This window comes from Maribellus sp. CM-23 (genome assembly GCF_021354595.1).
In the GTDB taxonomy this organism is placed as follows: Bacteria; Bacteroidota; Bacteroidia; order Bacteroidales; family Prolixibacteraceae; genus Draconibacterium.
The window spans coordinates 480,740-506,410 of record NZ_JADWYJ010000001.1; the positions used below are offsets into that span (position 1 = coordinate 480,740).

The following is a 25,671-nucleotide window of genomic DNA, read 5'->3' on the forward strand; positions in this document are numbered from 1 at the left end:
AGAATAATTCTTATTAAAACGAATCCGGGATGTTGAGCCAATGTATTAAAAATTATGCAAAATATCTATTGAAACATATTATCTCTTTAGAAGAAAATGTAAGGATATGTAAAAGAAAATAAGTGCATTTTTTATTAAAGAGGTTCACTGTTAATTCCCAAGCATTAATTTCAGATAATCAGTGGTTGAATCTTCTCCGTATTTCCGGATGTATTCATCCAGCCGCTTTTGGGCTTCGTCGCATTTTTGCCGTTCTTTTTTGCACTCGTAAACAAAGCTGGCAGCCATTCCGTAAACCGCTATTTTATTTCGGGGCTGCACTTCAAGCACCCGTTCAAACTGAAAACGCGCATTTTTGTAATGGTTCTTGTTCAACCAGCTGTAACCCGAATTCAAAAGATAATCAATCTGCTCAGCAGAAAGTGTCGCCTCTACGGTCTTTGATCTGGCTGGATTGCGATTTATTCGGTCTGGCTGAAAGAAGAACTCAAACAAAAAGAGGGTAACAACTGGAACTATAACTAATAACGACAAAGTAATTTTCCAATAACTTCTTCTTTGTTCACGTTCTGTCTCCTCCCGGTTTTTGGCTTTTATCTCAGCCAGTTTTTCGGCCGAAACTTTTTTAAAGAATACCTGAGGACTGCTTGAATAACGTCTGTTTTCGGTTTTTGTCCAATCCTGGTAAGCCTTGTGCTTGGGCCGTGCATTGGCCCGTAGCGACTGAATCATTGCTAAAACGGAACCACCGAAGCTCATATGTTAAGCTGATTTTGAGTGATTAAGCAAATTGTCAACGTTGAAATTACATTAATTTCTCTTCGATCCGAAATTCTCTGGCCACTATTCCGTTGGCCTTTAGGGCGGCTTTAAAACCTTCGTTCATCATTCGTCCCAAGCGCATCGGAAAATCGAGCAAAGCCGGATAATTGCTTTTATCATCGGGCGACTGAAAGAATTTCTGACAGGAATCTACACTCGAAGAAAGGTAGATGCGACAGGCTACCGGGCGTGCCTCGTAAGCCATACACGCTCCGTTCATCAAAAGCGGACAGTGATGTTTGGCATTCAGTAAATCGTTTCCTTTTAGTTGCCTCAGACGGTTGTTCTTCTCTTCGGCCCGTTGTTTTATTTCGGTTTGTTGCGGCAAACTAAACTTCTCGCTTACATATTTTCGAAGATACTTTAGTTCATAATCCATCGCAAAAACCGGTTGGTGACAACACCAGTGGCACCCTTTCTTGCACTCAACCGCCTTCCCCTGTTGCCGGGCATACACCAAAAGACTATCCGTCAGATCGTCGATATTTCGGAGCATTTCGACCAATGCAGCCAGTAAATTTTCTTCGGAAACGGGTTCCTTACAGGCTTTCATTCCCAGTTGGTAACCGTCGTGATAAAAAGCTTTTTCGAAGTTTTCGGATTGAATGCTCAAGTCTTTTTTTGTTAAAGGATTCTTCCGGAAAAATAGATCATTTTTAACAGATATTCAATGGAACAGGCAACATAATTTCTGAAATAAAACACCTGGCATACAGCAGCTATTTTCTGTTTTTTTCCAATTTTAACCGCGCAAAATAATCGATAGAGGCACGTTTTACATGCGGAGAAAGAAGAATGGTTGAAATTACAGTGGGGAACGCCATCAGCGCAAAGGCAATATCGATGAGCCCGATGATGACGCGAAGGTTCGACACCGCCCCGACAATGATCACCAACACAAACACATAATTGTACAGATGCTGGTACTTTGCCCCCGCCACAAAACCCAGGCATTTAACGCCGTAGTACGGAAAGGCAAACATGGTTGACATGGAAAAGAAAATAACACAGACCACCAGGATGTACTTTCCAACTCCCGGAATAGCCGAATCAAAAGCCTGTGCGGTAAGCGTAATTCCGTCGGCATTGCTTATCAGCCAGGTATCGGTAATAATCAGCGCCAAGGCGGTCATGGTACAAACGATAATGGTATCTATAATGGGCCCCAGCATTGCCACCAGGCCCTCGCGAATGGGTTCGTTGGTTTTGGCAGCGCCGTGTGCCATCGGGGCTGTACCCAGTCCCGCTTCGTTGGAAAAAGCTGCCCGTCGCACCCCGGTGATAATCACCGCTCCAACAGCACCTCCCAGTACCGCATCTCCTGTAAATGCATCTTCGAAAATGGTTTGGAAAGCCGGGATAATATGCGCCGGATGAGAGAAAATAATGTACAAAACTGTTACGGTATACACCACCACCATGGTTGGTACCAAGCTACCGGTAACATTGCCAATTCGTTTGATCCCGCCAATAACAACTATTCCAACGATGATTGAAATAACGATTCCGGTGACCAGGTCGCTGCCAAACGACACCGGAATATTGTTGGGAACCAACAGCACGTCGCGAATCATCTGGGTAAGCTGGTTGGCCTGAAACAAAGGCGAAACCCCCACCATGGCCATTACAGCAAAGAACACCGCCACGGGTTTCCAATTCCTCCCAAGGCCTTCAGTTATGTAGTACATCGGTCCTCCCTGAATTTCTCCGGCAGAATCTTTGCCGCGGAACATAACCGCCAGCGAACAGGTAAAAAACTTGGTACTCACCCCCAGCAAGGCCGAAACCCACATCCAGAAGATGGCACCCGGCCCGCCCATTGTAATTGCCACGGCTACTCCACTTACGTTTCCCATTCCTACAGTACCTGCCAGCGCGGTCGATAAAGCCTGGTAATGCCGCAATTGCCCCGCCTCGTTCGGGTCGTCGTATTTTCCGGTGAGAATTTTCAGTGCATGTCCAATGTAGCGCAAAGGCACCAGCCGCGAATAAACAAGGAAGTAAAACCCGCCGCCCAGCAGCAGGATCAGTATGGGTGTTCCCCAAATTCCGTCCGATACAGATATTATAAGCTGGCCCAGTTCTTCAAACATCTCGCTAAGAAAGGAGAAATCATTCAGAAATGCAATAATTACCCGCAATGGCTATTTCACGTAAGGCTCACTCAGAAAAACAATAGGTATAACAGTATCCTGCATCGTTTTGGGGCGTCCTGCTTGCTTTTACCCCTCCCTGCACAGATTTTATGCTTTCCTGCGGCGCAGGAATTTGAAAATTTTTAGCAGGACGAGAAAAAATGATGCAGAAATTTCAAAAAAAGCCGCAGGATCGTTAAAAATCCTACAGGAAACAGAAAAAAAGCTACAGGACAGGAAAAAATGTTACAGGACAGCCTCCTTATTTTAAAACAGCTTTCACAAAAACAGGAAAATGATCCGAAGGGAAACGTTGGTTTTTAGAATCAGTTAAGGTAGCATATTTCAGCACTTTCACTTTCGAGTTCACAAACACATAGTCAATCCTGTTCTCCTGTGGAGCATCCATTTTAAATCCCTGGAAAGTTCCGGTTGGTCCATAAGGCGGCTCTTCGGTAATATCGCGGCTGTCGGCCATGTATTTTTTGATCATACCAATCGGCTCTGAGTCCGGAGTAAGATTGAAGTCGCCTGTCAGAATCACCGGGAAACCATTGTTCCCTGTAATTTCCTTTATTTTATCGCGGATCAGCAAAGCAGAGTTTTTACGTGCTTCCACTCCAATATGATCAAAATGGGTATTAAAAACAAAGAATTTCTTACCCGTTACCTTTGATTGAAATTTTCCCCAGGTAACCACCCGGTTGCAGGCTGCATCCCAGCCCAAACCAGGCTTATCGCAATTTTGGGAAAGCCAGAAATGACCGTTTTCCAGAAGAATAAATTTGGCTTTGTTAAAAAAGATAGGAGAAAACTCGCCTTCCTTTTCGCCATCGTCACGGCCAACACCTATCCATTCAAAACCGGGCAAACCGTTCTCAATGTCCGTAATCTGCCCGTAAAAAGCCTCCTGCAAACCAAAAATATCAGCGTCGTGAAACCTCAGCAGGCCATTTACCATGGTAATCCGGTTGGGCCAGGCATTTTCCCCGTCGGCCGAGGTGTTTAAACGAATATTGAAACTCATGATGTTCATTTCCTGTGCAAATAATGTAAATGGAAATAAGAATAAGAGGAACGCGAAAATCTTTTTCACCTGAATCTATTTTAGTTAAAATTTTATTCTTCTATCAAATATTTTTTGAACATAAATTATGTATCAATCCCCGGAGTACCCGACATCCTTCAGCTGACAGATCATTATTCTCTCCGATCAATTGCTTTTCATGTTCGTTTTAAACCTATTCTTCACAAAACTTAAACTGCTCGTACTTAGTATCTTTTTGAACTCCCTCAATAATCGTGCGTCTGAATTCCTTTTGGCCCTTAACAACAAAATGATAGCAGAAATCCACGATTTCATTTATGTATTCCGTCATGGGTTTATTCGCTATTTCATGCGCGGCACCGCACGAAGTATGCAGCCAGTGAGGCACTCCCAACTTATCGAGCTTTTGCGCAATGGTGTACGACCCGTGCAAAACGAGGTAGCCGGGCGCATCTTCCGCACAATAATGGTGAGGAGCTGTTGCGTAAGGCACCAGGTTATCATCGGTTCCGTGAAACAAGAGCGAGGGCACTGCCGACTCGTCGTACACGGCAGCTGTGTCAACAATGGCACCGGCCATTCCGATAACTCCGGCAAACGATACCGGCCCCGATTCAAGCCCGTAACAATAGGGAGGCTGGTAGGCAGCTACCAATGCCGTTTCGGCTCCGGCACTACTCCCGGCAAGGATTATTTTCTGCGGGTCGATCCCAAACTGCTCCCTGTTTTCAATTAAAAAGAAGGTAGCATCCTGAAGATCCTCCACCGCTGCGTTGATGGTATTCAGTTTTTCATTGGCAGGGCATTCACAGCCAAAACCGCCGGGTTTTCCTTTCCGGGTAAGCCGGTACGAAATGGAAGCCACCACATAACCACGGCTCGCCACCTGTGTACAAAAATCCACAATCATCTGCCCATTCCGAGTTCCGCCGCTAAAGCCACCACCATGTACAAAAATAACCGTAGGTCGCTCCGTTTCAGAATCTCCCTGTGGCAGGTAGATATCCAGATCCAGGTTCTCTCCGTCTTTGGTTGCATACGTAGCTGTTTCTGTTGAAATTTCATCAAACCAAACTCCCTGGTATCTTTCCTGTGCCGCGGCAACAAACGCAATACACACAAAAAAGATACTTGCTATCCAGTATTTATACATGCTGTTTTTGTGGTGAATATATAATTTCGGGCGAAGGTGTGCAAAAGAAAAATGGAATCCGTATTGAATTCCATTTTTTAGGGAGGTCCCTATTTCTTATCTTTTTATCTTCCTGATTTCGGTTTCTATTTTACCAAACGGCGGGCCAAAAACACAAAATACTGAAAAACAAGCCTCTGCAAAAGACAAACAAAACCACAGGTGATCACATTGGGAATTTCAATCCCGACATGGGACTAAAACAGCAGATTTTTTCGATCCGAATAACGAAGTTCGTGCTGTAACAGCCAACGTTTTTTATCGAGACCTCCGGCATACCCGGTTAACTTTCCGTTTGAACCGATGATCCGGTGACAGGGAATAATTATCGGGATTGGATTTTTGCCGTTTGCCAGGCCTACGGCGCGGGTATTTTTCTCCGATCCCGACCGAAGGGCAATATCGAGATAGGACGCAGTACTTCCGAACGGCACCTCAGCCACCAAGGTCCATACTTTTTTCTGAAATTCACTCCCTTCCGGACTTAAAGGGAGATCAAAAGTCAAACGGGTCCCCTCAAAATATTCCTTCAATTGCTGAATTACGGTCTCCATCATTGCAGGTGGCTCAGGAGAAGAATCTTCTTCATCCCCGCAAAACGAAATCGAAACAAGTGCGTTTTCTGTTACACTTATCTTAAGCCACCCTACCGGTGATGAGATGTATTGATCAAAAATTTCTTCCATAACATAAAAAAATCCGGTACCCCCGAAGATACCGGATTTCATCCAAATTCAACTATATTACTCACTAATAACGCTCTCGTTTGGTGTATTTCGTGTGCAGCAAGTGGTGCGATACTTCGCCCAGCGGCTCTTTCAGAAAATCTTTGTACAACTTGTGGATTTCCGGATTCTCGTGCGATTTACGGATCGGCAGTCCTCTATCTTCCGCATAAATAGCTTCTGCCCTTTTTCGCCTGATTTCGGCATTGGTAGGGATGGGTTGTCCTCCTCCGCCCAAACAGCCGCCCGGGCAAGCCATAAACTCGATAAAATGATAATTGGCTTCACCGCTTTTTACGGCATCCATTACACTCTTGGCATTGATAAGCCCGTGCGCAACCGCACATTTCAGTTCAACACCATCCAAAAATGCCCATTCTTCTACCGGGTTCTCAATTTTCACGGAAGCTTCGCGAACCCCATCGATTCCGCGAACCGGTGTAATATCGAGGTTTTCAAAGGGGACATCTCTGCCGGTAACAATTTCGTATGCCGTTCTTAAAGCAGCTTCCATCACTCCGCCTGTTGCACCAAAAATTACAGCTGCACCGGTTGATTCTCCCATCAGACGGTCAAATTTAGCAGGCTCCAGCTTTTTAAAATCCAACCCGGCTTGTTTGATCAGAATAGCCAACTCGCGTGTGGTTAACACATAATCCACGTCGCGGTAGCCACTGTCGTGCATTTCCGGGCGGTAAGCCTCGTATTTCTTAGCTGTGCAAGGCATTATCGAAACCGAAATAATTTTATCGGGCTCCAGGTTCCGGGCTTTGGCATAATAGGTTTTTGCTAACGCACCAAACATCTGTTGCGGCGACTTACAGGTTGAAAGATGCTTCAAATATTCGGGATACATATGTTCGACGTATTTGATCCATCCAGGCGAGCAAGAAGTGGCCATCGGTAATTTCACCGTTTCATCCTTGTCAACCAACACTTTTTTCAGACGGGTAAGCAGCTCTGTTCCTTCTTCAATAATTGTAAGGTCGGCTGTAAAATCGGTATCCAACACCGAATCGAATCCAAGCCGCTTCAAAGCTGCCACCATTTTACCGGTAACACTTTCACCGGGCTCCATTCCAAGCTCTTCGCCTAAACCAACACGCACTGCAGGAGCCGTTTGCACAATAACGTGCAGGTTTGGATTGGCAATAGCTTCCCAAACCTCTTCGATGTAGTTTTTCTCTACAAGCGCTCCGGTAGGACAATGGTTCACACACTGCCCGCAATTGGTACACACCACATCGCGCATCGCCTTTTCAAAAAACGTCGTGATCTTCATCTGGTCACCTTTGTGTGCCACAGTAAGCGCATTTACTCCCTGTAACTCGGCGCAGGTCCGCACACAACGCTGACAACGAATGCATTTACTGTCGTCTTTCATAATGGACGGTGAATACATATCGATCGAAAACTTCTTCAGCGGAACCAGCTCAATGAATTCCTGGGTCATAATTTTATACTCCGAAGCCAGGGTTTGTAGTTCGCAGTTTCCGTTTCGGTAGCATTTGGTACAATCGGCATTGTGCTCTGCCAATAAAAGCTCGATGATCTGCTTGCGCGAGTTTCGCACCTTCAGGCTATTGGTAAGAATTTCCATTCCGTCTTCGCAGGGCGTAGCACAGGCAGCCGACAATCGCTTTTGCCCCACTACTTCCACCACACAAACGCGGCAGTTTCCGGCCACACACAAATCTTTGTGGTAGCACAAAGTCGGGATCTTTATCCCTTCTGATTCGGCTGCTTCCAGGATGGTTTCACCCGCTTTTATTTCCACGGGGTATCCATTGATGGTTATATTGACTTTTTTACTCATTTTGATGTTCCGTTTTGGTTAATAGATCATTTCCTCGCGAAAATTTTCGACAATGGAAGAAAACGAATTGGCCACCGACTGCCCCAACCCGCACTTGGCGGTGTACTGCATGGTTTCGGTCAAACGCAAAAGCTTATCGAGATAGGCAGCTGGTTTGTCGCCCCGTTTAACGGCTTTTATCCCCAGCAAAAGCTGCTGGCAGCCCACCCGGCAAGGCGTACACTGCCCGCACGATTCTTCCCTGAAAAATTCCAGGTAATTGTCCAGCACATTGAACATCGACCGCGAGCTATTGAAAAGCATCATCGACCCCCCGGTTGGCAGAGAAATTCCGGTGAGTTTGCCTTTAAATCCGATAGCGGCATCTTTGAATTTTTTACGCGGCACCAAAAAGCCGGAAGCTCCGCCTACCTGCACCGCTTTGGTATCTCCGTCACCAAATTCATACACGAAATCCTGAAGACTCATTCCCAGTTCCAACTCGTAAATTCCGGGTTTGGGAGTATCTCCTGAAACCGAAAACAGTTTGGTACCGCGGGAATACTGCACTCCGAGATCGTAGAATTTTTTGGCGCCGTATTTAAATATGGTAAAGGTGTGCACAAGCGTTTCCACATTATTGATCACCGTTGGCTTTCCCTGATAACCGGCCTGAGTGGGAAACGGAGGCTTATTCCGGGGTTCGCCGCGCTTGCCTTCCATCGATTCCATCAGAGCGGTTTCTTCGCCGCAAATGTAGGCACCGCTGCCCATGAACACCTTTATTTTAAAATCAAGTCTGATCTCCTTGCAGTAGTAATCAAACTCATCGATCACTTTTTCCAGTTCTTCCTTTAAAAACTTGTATTCGCCCCGCAGGTAAATAAAACCTTCGCGGGCGCCGGTAATATAGCCGCAAATGGCCATTGCCGTAAACACTTTGTAAGGAACACGCGAAAGTATCTCGCGGTCTTTGAAAGTACCAGGCTCTCCCTCATCGGCATTACAAATCACGTATTTTTCATCCGATTCGGCTTCCGAAGTCAGTTTCCATTTTAATCCCGTAGGAAAACCAGCTCCGCCCCGCCCTTTCAGTTCCGAACTAATTAGCTCGTTGATCAGGTCGCGGGGACTCTTTTTTATTGTATTGGAAAGCACTTTCTCCCAGTCGTTTTCATTTCTAAAAATGAAGTCGACACGTTTCAGTTGGTGTGAATTTGCCATGGATGTAATTTTAGTGGTAACCGTTATTGCCATTCTGTTTCATGTACTCAGAAAGTATTTCGCGTACTTTCTCGGGCGTAAGCTCCGTATAAACCTCGTCGTTTATGAGCATGGCCGGCGCCTTGTGGCACCAACCCAGACAGTTGGTTTCCAGGAGCGTGAACTGATGATCGGGGGTTGTTTCCCCCAGTTTGATCTTCAGCATGTCCTGGATGGCAAACAGTACCTGGTTCTTCCCTTTCATGGCACAAGTAATGGTTTTACACACCCTGATGGTGTACTTTCCGGTTGATTTGGTTTCGAGAAAAGAATAAAAAGTGGCTGTTCCATAAACATCGGCAGCGGGAATGTCCATCTCCCGGGCAATCTCGATCATCGATAACTCGGAGAGGTAATTTTCTTTTTCCACCACTCCTTGCATAATCGGCAAAAGACTTTCTCTTTTGCGTCCGTGGATATCAGCCAGGTCTTTGACTAAAGTTTGGATCGGATCCATGAGATAAGTTTTTGGTTGTAAAATGGCTATTAGTTGTTATTGTTAAGCAGAGCGCCCGAAGAGGCTGGGTCAGTCGTTGAAAGTTGGTTGATTTTTTTACGATTTCTAACAATCGCTCTCTAACAAAAATAAGGAGGTAAAAACTAAAATAACAGAAGTTTCATCCTGTAATATAATGTTTTTCAACAGGTTTAGCGATTTAATCCACAAACAACGCAGATTCGACCCAATAAACTAACATTTATCATGTGAACATATGTTATACAATACATTTTCTGAACGTATCTATCTATGTAGTCTAAATAAGCTTCAAAAAATTAAGGATTTTTTAATCTTTAATGTCAAAATAAGCCTTCGTATTCGGTTTTTTTTGCTTAATTTTAGAGGGCCAGAAAACAAGAAAACAATACATCATGAAAACAGTTATCCTCACCAATGTCATTTTTATCTTATGGCTATTCCCTAACTTAAGCCGGGCGCAGGTTGTGACCGTTTCGGGATATGTCAATAACAGTACAAACGGAGAAGCCATTGAGAATGTAAGCATCCTGGAATCCAACTCAGGAATTGGCACCATCTCCAACAAAAACGGATTTTACCGGCTCGTTTTACACGGAAGCGATATTCAGCTGAAAATTACAACCGATGGGTTTAAAGACTTCACCCAGCAGCTTGCGTTAAGCTCTGACACCATATTAGTTGTAAAACTCGAACCCAAGGCTGATGACAAACGTCGCCAGAAAAAAGTGGAAGACATACGTGCAGAAGTAAAGCCGGAGAAAAAAGCTACAGACAGCAAAACCTGGAGACTGTTTTAATCCATCTTACGTTACTACGGGATCATTTCCTTTATAATTTTTCCCTGACATTTATCGGGTATCGGTATATTCAGTAATTGGGAAAGCGTAGGCACTAAATCGACCGCCTCGTACTTGCCCCGAATGATCTGATGCGAAATACCGTATCCGTAAAATACCAGCGGAATATGCGACTGGTCGTTGTAGTTTACACGTTTAAACTTGTATCCGGGCTGCCAGCCTTCTTTTAAAAGGTACAGGAAGTCGCCCGAGCGGTTTTTGTAATACGAAGTGTACAAAGGCTGAAGCAAGCCGTTGGCAGAACTTCCCTGCTCGAGTTGATGCGCCGGCAACGCCAGCTGAACACCTTCGAACTGGTTGATAAAATTGGCAGCCGATTCACTGATCTCGTTCAGGTCGAAACCTTTCTTCTTGATCAACTCATGATCGAGGAAAATCTGAAGATCGCTGGTATGTTCAATCCATTCTTCGGAACCGTAAGTATTGTTCAGGTACAATGTCAGCAAAGCAAGCGCCCGGTCGATGTTAAAATAATCAACCGGCAAATGAAATTCGTCTTTCAGGTATTCAACCGGGTACGAGGCCGAAGAATTGGAAGTCAGAAAGAACAACACATTTCCTTTTCCGTACTTCTTTTCCACCCCGTCGATCAACTCGGCCAGGTATTGATCGAGGTAAAGGTATGAATCCTCCATTTCGAGCGAAGACGGTCCAAACGAGCCGTTTTCATAATCCATTGAAGAGAATACCACACTCACAAAATCAGTAACATCGTCATCACCAATCCCTTCGTTGTCCATCAGCTGCAGGGCAAAATCCTTGATCATCAGGTTGGCAGAAGGCGTTGTTTTAAATGGCCGGAAGTTTTCCGTTTTTTTGATGTATTTATTTACGGCGTGCGGAAATGTATTGAACTCGCCAAAATATCCTCTTTCCAGCAAATAATCATCACGCGTAGCTTCGGTATATTCGGTCTCGGGCAATAAGGTCACCCAGTTGCGGTAACTGTAACGGGCCGCGTAGTTCTCGCTGTTAAACAACCTCACCCAATCCGGAAAATTACTCACATAAAAAGAACTGGAAATCATCCTTCCCGAAACAATATCGAACCAATAAGCTCCGTCGGCAGCATGACCGGCGCTGAATATGGCCGACTCGCGGTTCAACCCGACACTAAATACCTTCGATTTCCCCATCGTAAACATCTTCAGGCTATTGGTTACGGTATTCGACAGCAACCGAACCGGCGAAGCATCACCTTCATCCGTATCTGCGCCTACTGTCATGTAGTAATCGTCTTCCGTACAATCGATTTCTTTCTTTTTAAGCCTGTCGTACCAGGTATTGTTAACAATTCCGTGAATGGAAGGAGTAACCCCGGTGTACAAAGTAGCCATTCCGCTGGCATAGTTTTGAGAGTGTAGCGTAAGTTTTACATTGGTACAAACAGCACCGTTCGAATAGAGCTTTTTAAATCCGCCCGGCTGAAATTTGTTCCAAAAACGCTGAACGTAATCCGGGCGCATGTTCTCCACCACAATACCGACTACTACTTTGGGGCGCGATTCCTGAAATATTTCCTGGGCAACAACTACCGATGTAAAAACAAACTGGGCCAGAAGCCCTGCAATAAATACCTTAACTCTCATATTTCCTTCCACTATTAAGCGTCCAAAAATACGAAATGAAATGGTTCATACAAAGGCAGAATCTGCCGTGTTACATTTTTTCTGAAAATATATTTTCCTGGATATCAATCGTTTCTGCCCCCGAAGAAAAATAATCGAAAAAAAATACTTAACCGAGGTAGGGTAAACGCTTTGGGAGACGGTTTACCAACAAAACACTCAAAATTAAATAATGTCATGAAACGAATTTTTGGAATCTTATTTTTGGGCTTAGCCGTGTTTTTGTTTGCGTGTAACAACGACGACACCAACACACCAACACCCGACGACGAACTTCTAGCTGAGAAATCGGCACAGGTTACTTTGAACGAAGTTAAAATAGAAGCTGCCACTGCCGAATCGGAATACGAGGTGGAGTTTTTTGCCAACATGGAAGGACAACTTACCCGCTGGTGGCATTTTGGCAACCGTTTTCAATGGAACCAGAAACTCAGGTACAAAGCCAGCCACTGCCCTAATGTTTCCATTGGTATGGAGGTAGAAGGAGACTACCCGAAAACGCTTACACTTGATTATGGCGACAGCACAGTTCTTCGGAACGGGAAAGTGCTGAGCGGAATTATTGAGATCTACATTTCGGCTCCGCGCTATTCGCAGGACTTCGAAAAAACAGTTACCTACACCAATTTCACGGTTGATTCGGTAACCATCAATGGCTATACATCCATCATCGTCGACAAGGTAGACACTCTATTCCGTCAGCACATTTCGGAACTTACCTTTACTCTGGCCGATGGCACCGTAATTGAAAGGTCGTCGGAACGCATCTGGCAATGGCTGGCAGGCATGGACACTGAAGATGATCAGAGTGACGACGTAATAATAATTACCGGCGGAGCCACGGCAACGATGACCAAAGACGGAGTAACTGACACCTATGTAAAAGAAATTATTAATCCGCTTAAAAAAGTGTACGATTGCCGCTACATTGTGGAAGGAACCATTACGATTACGCTGAACGGCACGGTGATAAGTACACTGGATTACGGCAATGGCGAGTGCGACGAGGTTGCTACAATGACCGACAGCGAGGGCAATGTGCAGGAAATAGACCTGGCAAGGCATCAATTCAGAAACAAGCATCAATCCGGTAAATAAAGTATATAAAAGAGTGCCCGGGAAGTATAACTTTCCGGGTGCTTTATTCTGAATTCTGCTTTATCTTTGAGGAAACACCATTGATTGAAGGCCATTTTGACGCAACAGGAATTTAAAGAACTATTCGAATTGCATTTTGCCCGGGTTCGCAACTATGTTTTCTACCGATCGGGAGACACCGAAATTGCTACCGACATTGCCCAGGAAACTTTTATGAAAGTGTGGGAAAAGAATGGATCTTTTTCTCCTGACCGGATAACCGGCCTGCTTTATAAAATTGCCAACGACCTTTTTATCTCGCATTACCGAAAGGAGCAACGTTCTTTCCAGTTTTTTAAACATTACCGGCCCGAAAAAGAAACCCGCTCACCGGAAGACGAAATGGCATTTGAACAGTTAAAAAGCAGGTACGACAAGGCTCTGCTACACATGCCGGAAAACCAGCGAACAGTATTTTTAATGAGCCGGGTTGAAAACCTGAAATACACCGAAATTGCAGAAATGTGTATGATCAGTGTAAAAGCGGTGGAAAAACGAATGAAAAAAGCACTTGAATATCTTCAGGTGAATTTGAAAACCAATGAATAATAAAAGTATACATAGCGAAGATTCTTTGAACAACCAACATTCCTTTTTGGGGAAAGGAAAAATTGCCTGGGAAAAATCGGATGCGGAAGTGTGGGCCGAACTGGAAAAGAAAATCACAGCTCAACCAGCCGGAAAAACAGTACAGTTTCGCACGCAAACTACCCGGTGGTCGGTGGCAGCGGTATTCCTGGTTCTTGTTGGGCTGGCCGGGATAGCTGCCTTTTATTCAAAAACCATTGAAACCCTGCCCGGAGAACACCTTACCGCTCTTTTGCCCGATGGCTCAAAAGTGGAACTAAATGCCGGCTCCACACTCACTTATTATCCGCTGAGATGGAAACTGCAACGAAAACTGGATTTTGAGGGAGAAGGATTTTTCAATGTACAGAAGGGGAAAAAATTCCTGGTTCAATCAAGCAACGGGACAACGCAGGTGCTGGGAACTTCATTCAATATTTATGCACGCGACGAAAACTACCGCGTTACCTGCCTAACAGGGAAAGTGGATGTTAGCACTTTAACAGGCGAGCACATTGTACTTTTACCCAATAACCACGCTGAACTGGAAGAGGGAAAACTCGTGGTGAAAAAGATGTTTAATCCGGAAAGTACCATTGGCTGGACCAACAACCAGTTCTTTTTTGCAGGACGCCCGTTAAAGGAAGTAATCGACGAAATTGAACGACAATATGCTGTTACCATAGAACTTGACCCTCAGTTAAATAATCGTAACTTTGGAAGCAATTTTTCAAAAAAGCCCAACGTTGAAGAAGTGCTGGGTCTTGTTTGCAAACCCATGAACCTTAAGTTTGTCAAACAATCGGAAAACGTATACCGGATCGTTGATAAAAGTTAATGCTAAAATCAGGTTATCTGGGAATTTTGCTGCTGCTCGTGTTTCAGCTGGCCGCGCAAACACCCGAAAGAATAAACGTAACTGCCCGAAAAACCCCGCTGAATCAGGTGCTGCTTGATCTAAAAGAAAGTTATGGCTTTCAGTTTGCTTTCGACAACGACCTGCTTTCCCAATACCCGGTTTCAGCCAACCGCGAATTTAAAACGGCAGAAGAGACTCTTCTCTTTTTAATCAAAAACCTTCCGCTGGAGCTTGAAAAATCGGACGATGTATTTCTGATCATCCCCCGGCAACCAGAACCCGAAACAACCGACACCCAAATCTCCGGCCAGGTACTGGAAGCATTTACAAGCGAGCCTTTGCCTTTTTCCTACGTTTCGGTAAACCGCACCCCGGTGCAAACCGACCAAAACGGGAACTTCAATTTTATCGCTTCCACCGATTCGAGCTTTGCCCTGCGAATATCGCACCTTGGTTATTTTGTTTACGACACGGTGGTTTCAAACAGCTTAAACCGGAGATTCTTTTTGATGCCGCGCATAGAGAGTATTCGCGAAGTCAAGGTACGTGGCAATCCCATCGAAAGATCAACCCTGATCGGCGACCGCGCAGGTTACATGAAGATCAACCACCAGATTGCTCCCATCCTTCCCGGGCACGGCGACAATTCCATTTTCAATTTACTACGGCTGATGCCCGGAATTCTGGCAGCTGGCGAACAATCCAACAACCTGTTGATTTGGGGTACCTACGAAGGGCAAAGCAAAATTCAGTTTGATGGTTTTACGGTTTTCGGGTTAAAAAATTTCAACGACAACATTAGTGTTGTCAACCCTTTCATGGTAAAAAATATTGAAGTGATGAAAGGCGGGTACGAAGCCCGTTACGGCGACCGGGTGGGTGGAATCATTGATATTACAGCCAAAGACGGCTCGCTTCAAAAATCCGGTTTTATCCTGAACATTAATTCCAACACCGTGAATACCATGGTGCAAACGCCCATCGGTAAAAGATCGTCGTTGATTGCGGCCTACCGCCAAACCTATTACCCGCTTTACGATCCGGCCAATCTTTCCTTTTTCACACGCCGCCCCAGTGGCTCCGGAAAAGGCAACAACCCCGGGCAAAACATCCTTTCATCTTCGGTCGACTTCAACGTAAAACCTGATTATGTATTTCGCGATGCCAACCTGAAATTTTCGCACCGACTAAAAAACAAAGGACAATTTTCGCTCAGTTTATACGGAGGTGGCGACGATTTTAACTACGACATGGAAGGAGAAGTAGCAAGAACCATCATTACCCAGTCGGAAGGAGAAAAAAACCAGCAGATTGGAAGTTCAGCTCAACTCAGCTACCCGTGGCACAACGGCAGCGTTACAAATATAACTGCCGCCTATTCCTACTTTCAACAGAAATTCTCTGAGAAAAATGAGCTTTTTAATACCCGGACAGAAATTTCGCGGATTACACGACAAGCAGATTCGGAAAACCATGTGGATGAAATCAGGGTCAACGCAGAACATACCTTTTCATTCAGAGAAGGGCACAAGCTTATTTCTGCGTTGGGAGTGGTAAGCAACGGCGTACAACTCAACCGAACGACACTGGAAACAAACACCTTAAATTACGACCGCTCCTATTCTCGGATTGTCGCCTACCTCCAGGACGAGCTTCCGCTTGGCAATATTCTGAAGTTGACGGCAGGCGTGCGAGCCAACTACGCCACCGATCGAGGGAAATGGTACGTTGACCCACGGGTATCAGCCTCGCTAAATATTACAAACGATGTAAAATTCAATGTTGCGTGGGGAACCTACCACCAGTTTCTGGTAAAAACAACCGTGGTGGATAGCCTGAATAATTTTACCGACTTCTGGATCAATGCCGACGAAGGGAACATTCCGGTATTGAATGCAATGCACTCGGTTGCCGGGCTGGCCTACAACCATAGTGGTTGGACCGCCAGCATTGAAGGATATTACAAAACCACCAACGGACTAACGCGCTATTACGCCGAGAACAAACGTTTCGACGCCGGTTTTTATGAAGGCAAAGCCCGGACTTACGGCATGGATGTTTTTCTGAAAAAAGAATACAAACGCCACATGGCCTGGGTGTCGTACTCGTATTGCCAGGCCGACGAGCATTTCCCTGTCTATTTGCGGGAATACTACCTCCCGGCTCCTCAACAGCAAAAGCATGAGCTAAAACTGGCAGGAATCCTGAATTACAAATCCTTTTATTTTTCAAGTAGTTATGTCTACGGATCGGGGTTCGAGCGCTTTGACATTGAAACCGAGAGTGGTAAAAAACTGGATCAACCCTACAAACGTCTGGATGCATCGCTGGTTTATAAATTCAAACCTGGCAAAGTGAAAGCCGAAGCAGGAATTTCCGTTTTGAACGTGCTTGATACCAAAAACATCAAATACTCCAACCTGCGATTAACTTCTACCGACGATCTGGATGTGGTAGGCGTTTATACCGATGCTGTTTCCTTTACCCCGGCCATCTTTCTGAAGGTTGAATTCTGATATCCGTTACAGGAAAGATAAGTGTTAAACTTCAAGGATATTTTTCCGTTTTTTAATTTTTGCTGAACTAAAATTCATCAAAATGGTTAGTTTAGGCAAAACAAAGTTCTTTAATACATTTATATGAATAACAAATACCTTGCGAGATTTTTAAACATCGTAGAAAAGGGCGGCAATACCCTTCCGCATCCCGCAACTCTATTTGCTCTTTTTGCTTTATTGGTAGTACTTCTATCGGGATTCCTCAGTCTTTTCGATATCCATGCATTACACCCCCGTACCGGTGAAATGATAGAACCGGTGAACCTGATGTCGAAACACGGCATAGGCCGGATATTGGAACAAATGGTCACCAATTTTACCAGTTTTGCTCCTCTGGGAACCGTTCTGGTAGCCATGCTCGGAATTGGAATTGCAGAAAGCAGTGGTTTTATTGCCACCGTACTACGTTTGCTGGTAACATCAGCACCCAAACGCCTGTTAACATTCGTCATCGTTTTCTCCGCCATATTATCAAACACTGCCAGCGAAGTTGGCTATGTACTGCTAGTGCCACTGGGCGCTATCATTTTCCTGGCTGTTGGACGACATCCTCTGGCGGGAATGGCTGCCGCTTTTGCCGGAGTTTCGGGCGGATACAGCGCCAACCTGCTACTGGGCACCATCGACCCTCTGTTGGCAGGTCTTTCAGAAGAAGCTGCCCACATTATCGATCCAACATACATGGTAAACCCAGCTGCCAACTTCTATTTTATGGTGGTTTCCACCTTCTTTATCGCCATTGCCGGAACCTGGGTAACCGAAAAAATTATTGTTCCCCGTTTGGGTGTTTACGAAGGCGATGAAAAACCGGAAGAATTACGAAAACTAAATTATTACGAAAAGCGCGGGCTCAAATTCTCCATTGTCGCCGGTGCTGCGTTAACGGCCTTTATTTTAATCGGAATTTTGCCGCAAGACGGCTTCCTGAGAGGCGAAAACGGCGATGTTCTGCATTCGCCCTTTTTACGGGGAATTGTAGCCATTATTTTTATTGCGGCTGCCGTTTTAGGTGTGGCCTACGGTATTGGCGCAAAAACCTACAAGAACGACACCGATGTAATGAAAGGCATGGGGAAAGCCATGGAAACCCTTGGTATTTACATTGTTCTTACCTTTTTTGCAGCTCAGTTTGTGGCTTATTTCAAATGGACCAACATTGGGTTGATCTTTGCCATCGAATCGGCACACTTTATCAAATCACTGGAACTGGGATCGATCCCGTTGATGATTGCTTTTATTGTTTTGGTGGGAATTCTGAACCTTTTTATGGGAAGCGCTTCGGCCAAGTGGGCCATTCTGGCACCGGCCTTTATCCCCATGTTTATGTTGCTGGGCTATTCTCCGGAGTTGGTGCAAAACACCTACCGTATTGGCGACTCGGTTACGAATATAATTTCGCCCATGATGTCGTATTTTGCGTTGATTGTGGCATTCTTTCAGCGTTACGATAAAGGCGCCGGAATTGGGACAATCATTGCCACGATGCTGCCCTATACGATTTTCTTCTTTATCGTCTGGGTATTGTTGCTGGTCGCTTGGTTATTACTTGGCTGGCCCGTAGGACCCGACTCAGGACTTTTTTACCCGGCAGCAGGATAAAAATCCTGCTTGCTGCCCCGTACTGGTTTATTCATGGGCATGTTTAACACATGCTCTGTATTGATTGTCCTCTGTTGCACTCAAAACAAGCAGAGTGGCGCTTTTATTTCACCCCTTGATATTCTGCGAAGAATACGAGTAGCAGGTAAAAACGCCGGATTTTGCTCGTAATCAAGACAAAAAGGTTGATTTTTATTCAAAATAATTGAAGATAATGTAGGATATATCAAAAAAAATCTATTTTTGCATTGGACGCAATTATAAAAAGAACTTAGTAAAAATTAGATTAACAGAGTTTTACAGGCATTGCTGTATGCAAAAACATACAGTTTTACGCTGTAAAAGTCTCTTATCGTTGCAGTCTGTGTTTTAATTGTTTTACTAAAACGGAATAGTATGAAACGGATTTTAGTGGCAGAAGACAACAGATTAATTCTGGAGACGGTAGCACATAGTCTTTCCCGCGAAGGGTACGACATTATTAAAGCAGAAGACGGAAAAGACTGCTTAACAAAACTCGAAAACAACGAGGTGGATTTGCTTATCACCGATCTTTATATGCCCAACCTAAACGGGCTGGAAGTGATTTCGAAGTTAAACAGCAACTACAAAAGCCTGATGCCGATTATGGTACTTTCGGCAGCCGGTGCAGAAGAAAATGTACTGAAAGCTTTCGATATGGGAGCTGACGACTACATGGTGAAGCCATTTAGTTTAATTGAACTTAATGTCAGGGTAAAAAGATTGCTGGCATCCAAAAAATAGTATTTTTATCCCTTAGGTTCAATTACTAAATCTAATTAAATGGGATGTATCAAATTTACGCCTGTAAAGTTGATAACTAACTGTTATGTCCTTTTTTGTTTTTTATGCTTTCTGCTTTCTGTTCACAACAGCAAGGCAGAAGAGCTAGTTACTTTTTCCCAGGACACTGTTCGGGAAAGTCAGTTGGCTCTCATTGATTCAACTCCAGCGACACAAAACAACAACGCCGTTTTTACCGCAAGCCCCCTTCTCCGAGAACCTGAAGAAATAAAAACCGGCTCTGATTTACCGGCAGAAAAAACGCACCGAAATTCGATACTGGGAGTATTCTTTACGCAAGATAAAATTGCCAGCATAAAGAAAAACCTGATTACATACGGGAACAATCACTTTCCCCGGAATGTACGTTCGTTTTACATTTCGGTAATCGAAAACGCTTTTGAATACTCGATTATCTTCCTTTTTGTAATACTTATTTTGGTTTTTATCGCCAACATCGCTTTTGTGTTTCTTATCCTGAATTACACCATAAAAAGAAAAAGCTACAACGAGAAATTTGAGAAAGTTTACCGGAAAATGTACGAGGAAGTTTTGCTTTCCTACCTTTTTGGAAGCATCGACTGGGAAACCGCATTTCTGAAATTAAGGAAAAGGAACAAACGCAAAAACAGAAGAATACTCACCTCTGTTTTGATGAACTTCAACACAAATTTTAAGGGAGAGTTTGAAAGCCTGATTCCGGAAATTTATACCCGCCTGGGATTGCAACACGATTCATTGAAGCTAACCCGGTCGGTCTACAACCATAAAAAAGTGGCGGGAATAATTGAACTCACCCATCTTTATCCCGAAGGAGCCAGGGAAATCATTAATGAACTAATCAACGATCCAAGCGATTATGTGCGTGCCGAAGCGCAAACCGCCTATGTGAAACTAAACCCGGAAACGCCGTTCAGTTTCTTTCACCAACTGGAACGACCATTTGCCATGTGGACCCAGCTCTCGGTTTTCAACCTGATCCGTGTTCACCAACTGCCCGTGCCTTCGTTTGCGCAATTTCTGAATATCCGCCACCCAAACATCCGAAACTTCAGCCTTCGGATGATCACCTATTTTCAACAGCTGGAGAATGTTCCGGACATCCTGAAAATGGTCGACAACAAGCTCGATAAAACACGTTTCCTGACCTATAAAGCCATCAACGACCTACGCTTGTACGACAGCCGCGACCTGATAAAAAGCCGCTTTAAAAACGAGACTGGAAAAAACAAGCTTGAAATCGTAAAGGCACTCAAAAATATTGGCACAGAAGACGATTTTGAATTCCTGGAAAATGTGATGATCAGCGAAAACATGTCGCTAAAAACCGAAGCCTGCCGCTCGATGTATTTTATGAGTTCCAAAGGCAGGGAACGCCTGCTGGAGATAAACAGCCAGCCGTCGGAGGAACTGGAACTATTAATTGCACACGTTACAGACCCGAGAAACTAAATTATGTCAATTATAAAAACGATCATAGAAGTTCTTTTTTTGCTGTACACCATCAGCATACTCAGTTTTTATTTTTGGCTTGCCGTGGTTTCTGCAAAAGAACTGCTAAAGAATGTACGCGAATCAAAAACCACCAATTTCGATGCCTTGCTGTCGTCGTCTTTTGCCCCGGTTATTTCGCTGCTTGCCCCGGCCTACAACGAATCGCTTACCATAGTCGACAACATACGTGCACTGCTCGGGCTTTATTACCCAAACTTTGAAATCATTGTTATCAACGATGGCAGCAAAGACGATTCGCTTGAAAAAACCATCAAAGCTTTCGACCTCGAACTGGTTCCGTTTGCGATTGATTACAAAATCAAGTGCCAAACCATCAGGGGCATCTATAAATCGAAGGTAAAGGCCTATTCAAACCTCACGGTTATCGACAAGATGAACGGAGGAAAGGCCGATGCCCTGAACGCCGGAATCAACATCGCCAAGGGTGATTACTTTATTTCGATTGATGTTGATTCCATCATTGACCCTCACGCACTAAAGAAACTTATCAAACCATTTTTTGAAGAGACTGACAAACGCGTTATTGCCGCCGGAGGCGTTATTCAAATCGCCAATTCGTGTATCATCGAAAACGGACAGTTGGTGGAGGTTAATGTACCTGATAAATTTCTGCCCCGCTGCCAGGTAATTGAATACAGCCGTTCGTTTTTAATGGGCCGCCTGGCCTGGAGCCGGATGGACGGACTTTTACTGATCTCAGGGGCACTGGGACTTTTTGACAAAGAAGTGGTAATCAACTGCGGCGGCTACTACACCAAAACAGTTGGAGAAGACATGGAACTGGTGGTACGAATGCGAAAATACATGGCCGACAACAACCTGAAATACAAGGTTGTATACATTTCAGACCCTTTGTGCTGGACAGAAGCACCTTCCACTCTAAAAGTTCTGGGCAGCCAAAGAAATCGCTGGACACGAGGTACCATCGACACCATAATGCTGCACCGCAATGTTTTCATGAATTCCAAATATGGTTTTATGGGCATGGTATCGCACCCCTACTGGGTGTTTTTCGAATGGCTGGCTCCCATTATTGAATTCTCCGGCATTTTATACTTTATCATTATCGCCATGCTTGGTTGGGCGAGCTGGTCGTTTTTTTATGTGATGCTTGGCTTTGTTTATTTCTTTGCCATTATGTTTTCAACCTATGCCATTCTTTTCGACCACCTGGCCTACAACCGCTACAAAAAGAAACGAATGATTATGAAATTGCTGCTAACGGCCTGGCTTGAGCCGTTTTTTTACCATCCTCTCATTGTTTACTGGGGTTTAAGAGGCAATTTCGACTATTTCATAAAAAAGAAAAAATCGTGGGGAAAAATGACCCGGTCGGGTTTTGAAATGCCCAGTTACAAAAAGGAAAAACGATAAACAATGAAGCATAAAATATACATCCAACTTTTCCTTGCACTTGTAATTTTGCTGAATACCGGCGGAATTTCAGGTTCACTAAAAGCACAAACATTTGAAGAGGCAAGAACACATGCTTTTAACGGAGAGCGAGAAAAGGCCCGAAGTATTTGCCGCGCCATCCTGAAAGACGGATTTAACTCGGATGTGGCCTTGTTGATGGGGCGAACCTACGCCTGGGATGGAAAATACGATTCGGCGCGGGTGGTGCTTCAGAATGTTCTGATACAGCGCCCCGGAAATATGGAAGCTTACGATGCTCTTTCGGATGTTGAATTTTGGGCAGATAACAATGAAAAGGCTATCGAATATTGCAATGAAGCGCTCAAAACAGATCCCGATTCTCACCCCTTTGCCTTAAAAAAAGCCAGGATATTGTACAGCAGTGAACGAACAGAAGAAGCAGTGAATGTACTGGAAGATTTTCTTCAGCAACATCCGGGAGAAACCGACTTTGTGCGCAAACTGAGTGAATACCGACTGGATTTATTAAAAAACAACATCAAAATTATCTACACGCTCGACCTTTTTGACGATGATTTCAACCGCGATCCCTGGCAGTTGCTGGCATTCTCTTACGGGCGAAAAACAAAACTGGGCACCGTAATCGGAAGGGCCAACTACTCCAAAAGATTTGGAGAAACCGGTCTTCAGCTCGAAATGGATGCCTACCCGAAAATAAGCGAGAATAACTACGGCTACCTGAATTACGGTTTTTCGGACAACGCCTTGTTCCCCAAAAACCGCTACGGCGCTGAATGGTATCATAGTTTCCCCCGCGCATTTGAGGGCTCTCTCGGAATTCGCTTGCTTGATTTTAGCAGCTCCACCGTAGATATATACACAGCAACCTTTGGAAAGTACGTAGGAAATTACTGGATTTCGTTGCGTTCTTTTGTAACTCCAGACGCTGACGGAACTTCGGTATCCGGTTCCCTGTCAGTTCGCCGGTATTTTTCGGATGCCGAAAACTACATCGGGCTAAAAGCAGGGTACGGGATATCGCCCGACGACCGCAGAAATTCGATTGAAAACATCGACAAGCTGACATTGAAAGCACGTTCGCTTAAGGTAGAATACAACCACCTATTCAAAAAAATATGGATACTGAACGCCGCCGTAGTTGCGGGAAGCGAAGAGCGCCAGCCGGGTACCTACTCGGGTTACTACACCTTTGATATCGGAATTTCAAGACTGTTTTAAAAACTGATCCATGGGAAAAAGTACAGATTCTTTACACCTGATCTTCCGGTCGTTCCGGCGCTTTGCCAGCCTGAGCACCATCCTGGCTACCATGATCCTCATCGTTCGGCTATACGAACTGGTGATCACATCCAACTATTACAACTACCCTCCCGGAACTTTGCCTTATTTGCTTTTCGGGCTAAAATACGACCTCATACTTTTCCTGCGAATCTCAGCACTGTTGGTTCTTCCTTTTTTGCTGATTGCCTATTTCAGCCAAAAGGCAGCGCGTTTCTTTTTTATCACCTTTTCGGTTTTGCTGGTACTGGGCAACATGTTGCTGTTAAAATACTTTTCCACCTCGATGGTACCGCTGGGTGCCGACCTGTTTGGCTACTCGGCAGAAGAGATTAAACAAACGGTACAGGTATCCGGCGAACTTAAAATTTTACCGTTCATTTTTATGGCGCTTTTTCTGTTGTACATGGTTCGCATCTTTCAACGGCATGTGTACTATAAACTCAAACCCTGGATGCTCGGCATTTTTTGCCTTCTGATGCTTGCCTCGTTACTACCGATTCCATTCCTAAAACAACAGCCCTCGGCCTATAACAACGAATTCAGCATGTTTGCAGCTACCAATAAGCTGAACTTTTTTGGCGAAAGTGTATTCAATCATTACCTGTACAAAGGAAAACAACAGGAGCAGAACTATACTTTCAAAGTAGTAAATAAAACTGAAGACGGAGCTTTCGCATACATTGACGAGGACTTTCCGTTTTTGCGTACTGAAACCACCCCCGATGTTTTAAGTCCGTATTTTGAACTGGGACAAACACCTCCGAACTTTGTTTTTATCATTGTTGAAAGCCTGGGACGAGCCTACAGTGGGAAAGATGCCTACCTGGGCAGCTTCACTCCTTTTCTGGATTCGCTGACGCAACACAGCCTATACTGGGAAAACTGCCTAAGTACTTCGGGACGAACATTTGAGGTATTGCCTTCAACCCTGGCATCGCTTCCTTTCGGAAAAAATGGCTTTGCCGAACTGGGAGAAGACATGCCCGACCATATCAGTTTAATCAGCTTGCTTAAAAAAGAAGCCGGCTACAAAAGTTCCTTTGTTTACGGGGGCGAAGCTCATTTCGACAACATGGATGTGTTTCTGAACCGTCAGGGGGTGGATGAAATTATCGACAACTCCGGTTTTGGCGAAGGGTACGAAAAACTCCCTGCCTCATCGAGTGGTTTCACCTGGGGATACGGCGACCGCGAAATTTTCAGGCGCTACATAAGTAAAATACAATCAGACACCACCCAACCCCGGGTAGATGTGATGCTGACACTTGCCATGCACGATCCGTTTAACATTCCCGACCAGGATAACTACATTGCTGAATTCCAGCAACGGGTTAACAGCTTAAAGCTCGATGACAAGACCCGCACTTTCAACCACGGATACGACAAACAATTCTCGACCATTCTTTATTTCGACGATGCCTTACAATATTTCTTCCGGGAATACAGCCAACTACCATCGTTTGAAAACACCATTTTTATAATTACCGGCGACCACCGTATGCCGGAAATACCAATTGCCACACAGCTTGACAGGTTTCATGTTCCGTTGGTGATTTACTCTCAAATGCTTAAAAGGGCAGAAAAATTTTCGTCTCTTGTAACCCATTTCGACATTACACCTTCGCTTGTGGCCATGCTCGACAAACACAACATAATCGAGCGCCCCAAAGCCGCATCATGGATTGGGCAAGGACTTGACGACCATAAAGATTTCCGGAACAAGAACTCCTACCCCTTAATGCGCAATAAAAATGAAATTCTCGATTTCATTGGCAACGACCTGATGCTGGCAAACGGTGTGCTATACCAGGTATACGAAAACATGGATATTGAGCCCAAAAAAGCAACACTCAAAAAAGAAGAACTTAGTGCCCTGCTGGAGAACTTTATCCGAAAAAACAATTATGCCTGCTTAAACAACAAGCTCATCCCCGACTCTTTAAAGCGCTACACGTTTTCGGGCCAATAGCCATTAAAAACAGGCTTTTGTAAACCATCGTTCCGGCACCG

At 44.6% G+C, this 25,671-nt stretch carries 21 protein-coding genes; 11 read left to right on the forward strand and 10 right to left on the reverse strand.

Going from position 1 to position 25,671, the window contains the following annotated elements:
- Positions 1-150: 150 nt before the first annotated feature.
- The 9 genes from INQ51_RS01815 to INQ51_RS01855 all read right to left on the reverse strand — a co-directional run bounded on the left by INQ51_RS01815 (position 151) and on the right by INQ51_RS01855 (position 9,437).
- On the reverse strand, positions 151-759 hold the full coding sequence (locus tag INQ51_RS01815) for a hypothetical protein (RefSeq protein WP_233376193.1): 609 nt from the start codon (positions 757-759) through the stop codon (positions 151-153).
- A gap of 46 nt (positions 760-805) precedes the next feature.
- Positions 806-1,435, reverse strand: coding sequence for a YkgJ family cysteine cluster protein (locus INQ51_RS01820; RefSeq protein ID WP_233376194.1), 630 nt, complete (start codon positions 1,433-1,435; stop codon positions 806-808).
- 106 nt (positions 1,436-1,541) lie between these two features.
- On the reverse strand, positions 1,542-2,963 hold the full coding sequence (locus INQ51_RS01825; protein WP_233376195.1) for an alanine/glycine:cation symporter family protein: 1,422 nt from the start codon (positions 2,961-2,963) through the stop codon (positions 1,542-1,544).
- Between the two features lie 256 nt (positions 2,964-3,219).
- Entirely contained in the window at positions 3,220-4,053 is an 834-nt protein-coding gene (locus INQ51_RS01830; RefSeq protein ID WP_233376196.1) for an endonuclease/exonuclease/phosphatase family protein, read from the reverse strand.
- Positions 4,054-4,198: 145 nt separating this feature from the next.
- Positions 4,199-5,158 carry an alpha/beta hydrolase gene (locus INQ51_RS01835; protein WP_233376197.1) on the reverse strand — a complete coding sequence of 320 codons (960 nt, stop codon included), beginning with the start codon at positions 5,156-5,158 and terminating at the stop codon, positions 4,199-4,201.
- Between the two features lie 236 nt (positions 5,159-5,394).
- Positions 5,395-5,883, reverse strand: a complete 489-nt coding sequence (locus tag INQ51_RS01840; RefSeq protein ID WP_233376198.1) for a methylated-DNA--[protein]-cysteine S-methyltransferase — start codon at positions 5,881-5,883, stop codon at positions 5,395-5,397.
- Between the two features lie 64 nt (positions 5,884-5,947).
- Complete coding sequence (locus INQ51_RS01845; RefSeq protein WP_233376199.1) at positions 5,948-7,738, reverse strand: NADH-dependent [FeFe] hydrogenase, group A6; 1,791 nt, start codon at positions 7,736-7,738, stop codon at positions 5,948-5,950.
- A gap of 18 nt (positions 7,739-7,756) precedes the next feature.
- Entirely contained in the window at positions 7,757-8,941 is a 1,185-nt protein-coding gene (locus tag INQ51_RS01850; protein ID WP_233376200.1) for an NADH-ubiquinone oxidoreductase-F iron-sulfur binding region domain-containing protein, read from the reverse strand.
- Between the two features lie 10 nt (positions 8,942-8,951).
- On the reverse strand, positions 8,952-9,437 hold the full coding sequence (locus tag INQ51_RS01855; protein WP_233376201.1) for a complex I 24 kDa subunit family protein: 486 nt from the start codon (positions 9,435-9,437) through the stop codon (positions 8,952-8,954).
- 413 nt (positions 9,438-9,850) lie between these two features.
- On the opposite strand from INQ51_RS01855, the gene INQ51_RS01860 reads away from it, so the two are divergent.
- Positions 9,851-10,255, forward strand: coding sequence for a carboxypeptidase-like regulatory domain-containing protein (locus INQ51_RS01860; RefSeq protein WP_233376202.1), 405 nt, complete (start codon positions 9,851-9,853; stop codon positions 10,253-10,255).
- A 14-nt stretch (positions 10,256-10,269) separates the two neighbouring features.
- Here INQ51_RS01860 and INQ51_RS01865 read toward each other — a convergent pair whose 3' ends face one another.
- Positions 10,270-11,904: an alkaline phosphatase family protein gene (locus tag INQ51_RS01865; protein ID WP_233376203.1), complete on the reverse strand. Its 1,635-nt coding sequence runs from the start codon at positions 11,902-11,904 to the stop codon at positions 10,270-10,272.
- A gap of 216 nt (positions 11,905-12,120) precedes the next feature.
- Here INQ51_RS01865 and INQ51_RS01870 point away from each other — a divergent pair, with 216 nt between their 5' ends.
- From INQ51_RS01870 to INQ51_RS01915, 10 genes are all read left to right on the forward strand, one after another.
- Positions 12,121-13,041, forward strand: coding sequence for a hypothetical protein (locus INQ51_RS01870; protein WP_233376204.1), 921 nt, complete (start codon positions 12,121-12,123; stop codon positions 13,039-13,041).
- Between the two features lie 84 nt (positions 13,042-13,125).
- On the forward strand, positions 13,126-13,629 hold the full coding sequence (locus INQ51_RS01875) for an RNA polymerase sigma factor (protein WP_233376205.1): 504 nt from the start codon (positions 13,126-13,128) through the stop codon (positions 13,627-13,629).
- The gene (locus INQ51_RS01880) at positions 13,622-14,485 is read left to right on the forward strand and encodes a FecR family protein (RefSeq protein WP_233376206.1); all 864 of its coding nucleotides are present in this window, start codon (positions 13,622-13,624) and stop codon (positions 14,483-14,485) included. The genes INQ51_RS01875 and INQ51_RS01880 overlap by 8 nt, the downstream gene beginning before the upstream one ends.
- Positions 14,485-17,022 (forward strand): TonB-dependent receptor plug domain-containing protein, encoded by a 2,538-nt coding sequence (locus INQ51_RS01885; RefSeq protein ID WP_233376207.1) that lies wholly within the window; start codon positions 14,485-14,487, stop codon positions 17,020-17,022. Before INQ51_RS01880 ends, INQ51_RS01885 begins: the two co-directional genes overlap by 1 nt.
- A 123-nt stretch (positions 17,023-17,145) precedes the next feature.
- On the forward strand, positions 17,146-18,663 hold the full coding sequence (locus tag INQ51_RS01890) for an AbgT family transporter (protein ID WP_233376208.1): 1,518 nt from the start codon (positions 17,146-17,148) through the stop codon (positions 18,661-18,663).
- A gap of 396 nt (positions 18,664-19,059) precedes the next feature.
- Positions 19,060-19,428: a response regulator transcription factor gene (locus tag INQ51_RS01895; protein WP_233376209.1), complete on the forward strand. Its 369-nt coding sequence runs from the start codon at positions 19,060-19,062 to the stop codon at positions 19,426-19,428.
- A gap of 39 nt (positions 19,429-19,467) precedes the next feature.
- Positions 19,468-20,919 (forward strand): hypothetical protein, encoded by a 1,452-nt coding sequence (locus tag INQ51_RS01900; RefSeq protein WP_233376210.1) that lies wholly within the window; start codon positions 19,468-19,470, stop codon positions 20,917-20,919.
- Positions 20,920-20,922: 3 nt separating this feature from the next.
- Positions 20,923-22,356, forward strand: a complete 1,434-nt coding sequence (locus tag INQ51_RS01905; RefSeq protein WP_233376211.1) for a glycosyltransferase family 2 protein — start codon at positions 20,923-20,925, stop codon at positions 22,354-22,356.
- 3 nt (positions 22,357-22,359) lie between these two features.
- Positions 22,360-23,598, forward strand: a complete 1,239-nt coding sequence (locus tag INQ51_RS01910) for a YaiO family outer membrane beta-barrel protein (protein ID WP_233376212.1) — start codon at positions 22,360-22,362, stop codon at positions 23,596-23,598.
- A gap of 10 nt (positions 23,599-23,608) precedes the next feature.
- Positions 23,609-25,630 (forward strand): LTA synthase family protein, encoded by a 2,022-nt coding sequence (locus INQ51_RS01915; RefSeq protein WP_233376213.1) that lies wholly within the window; start codon positions 23,609-23,611, stop codon positions 25,628-25,630.
- Positions 25,631-25,671: the final 41 nt, after the last annotated feature.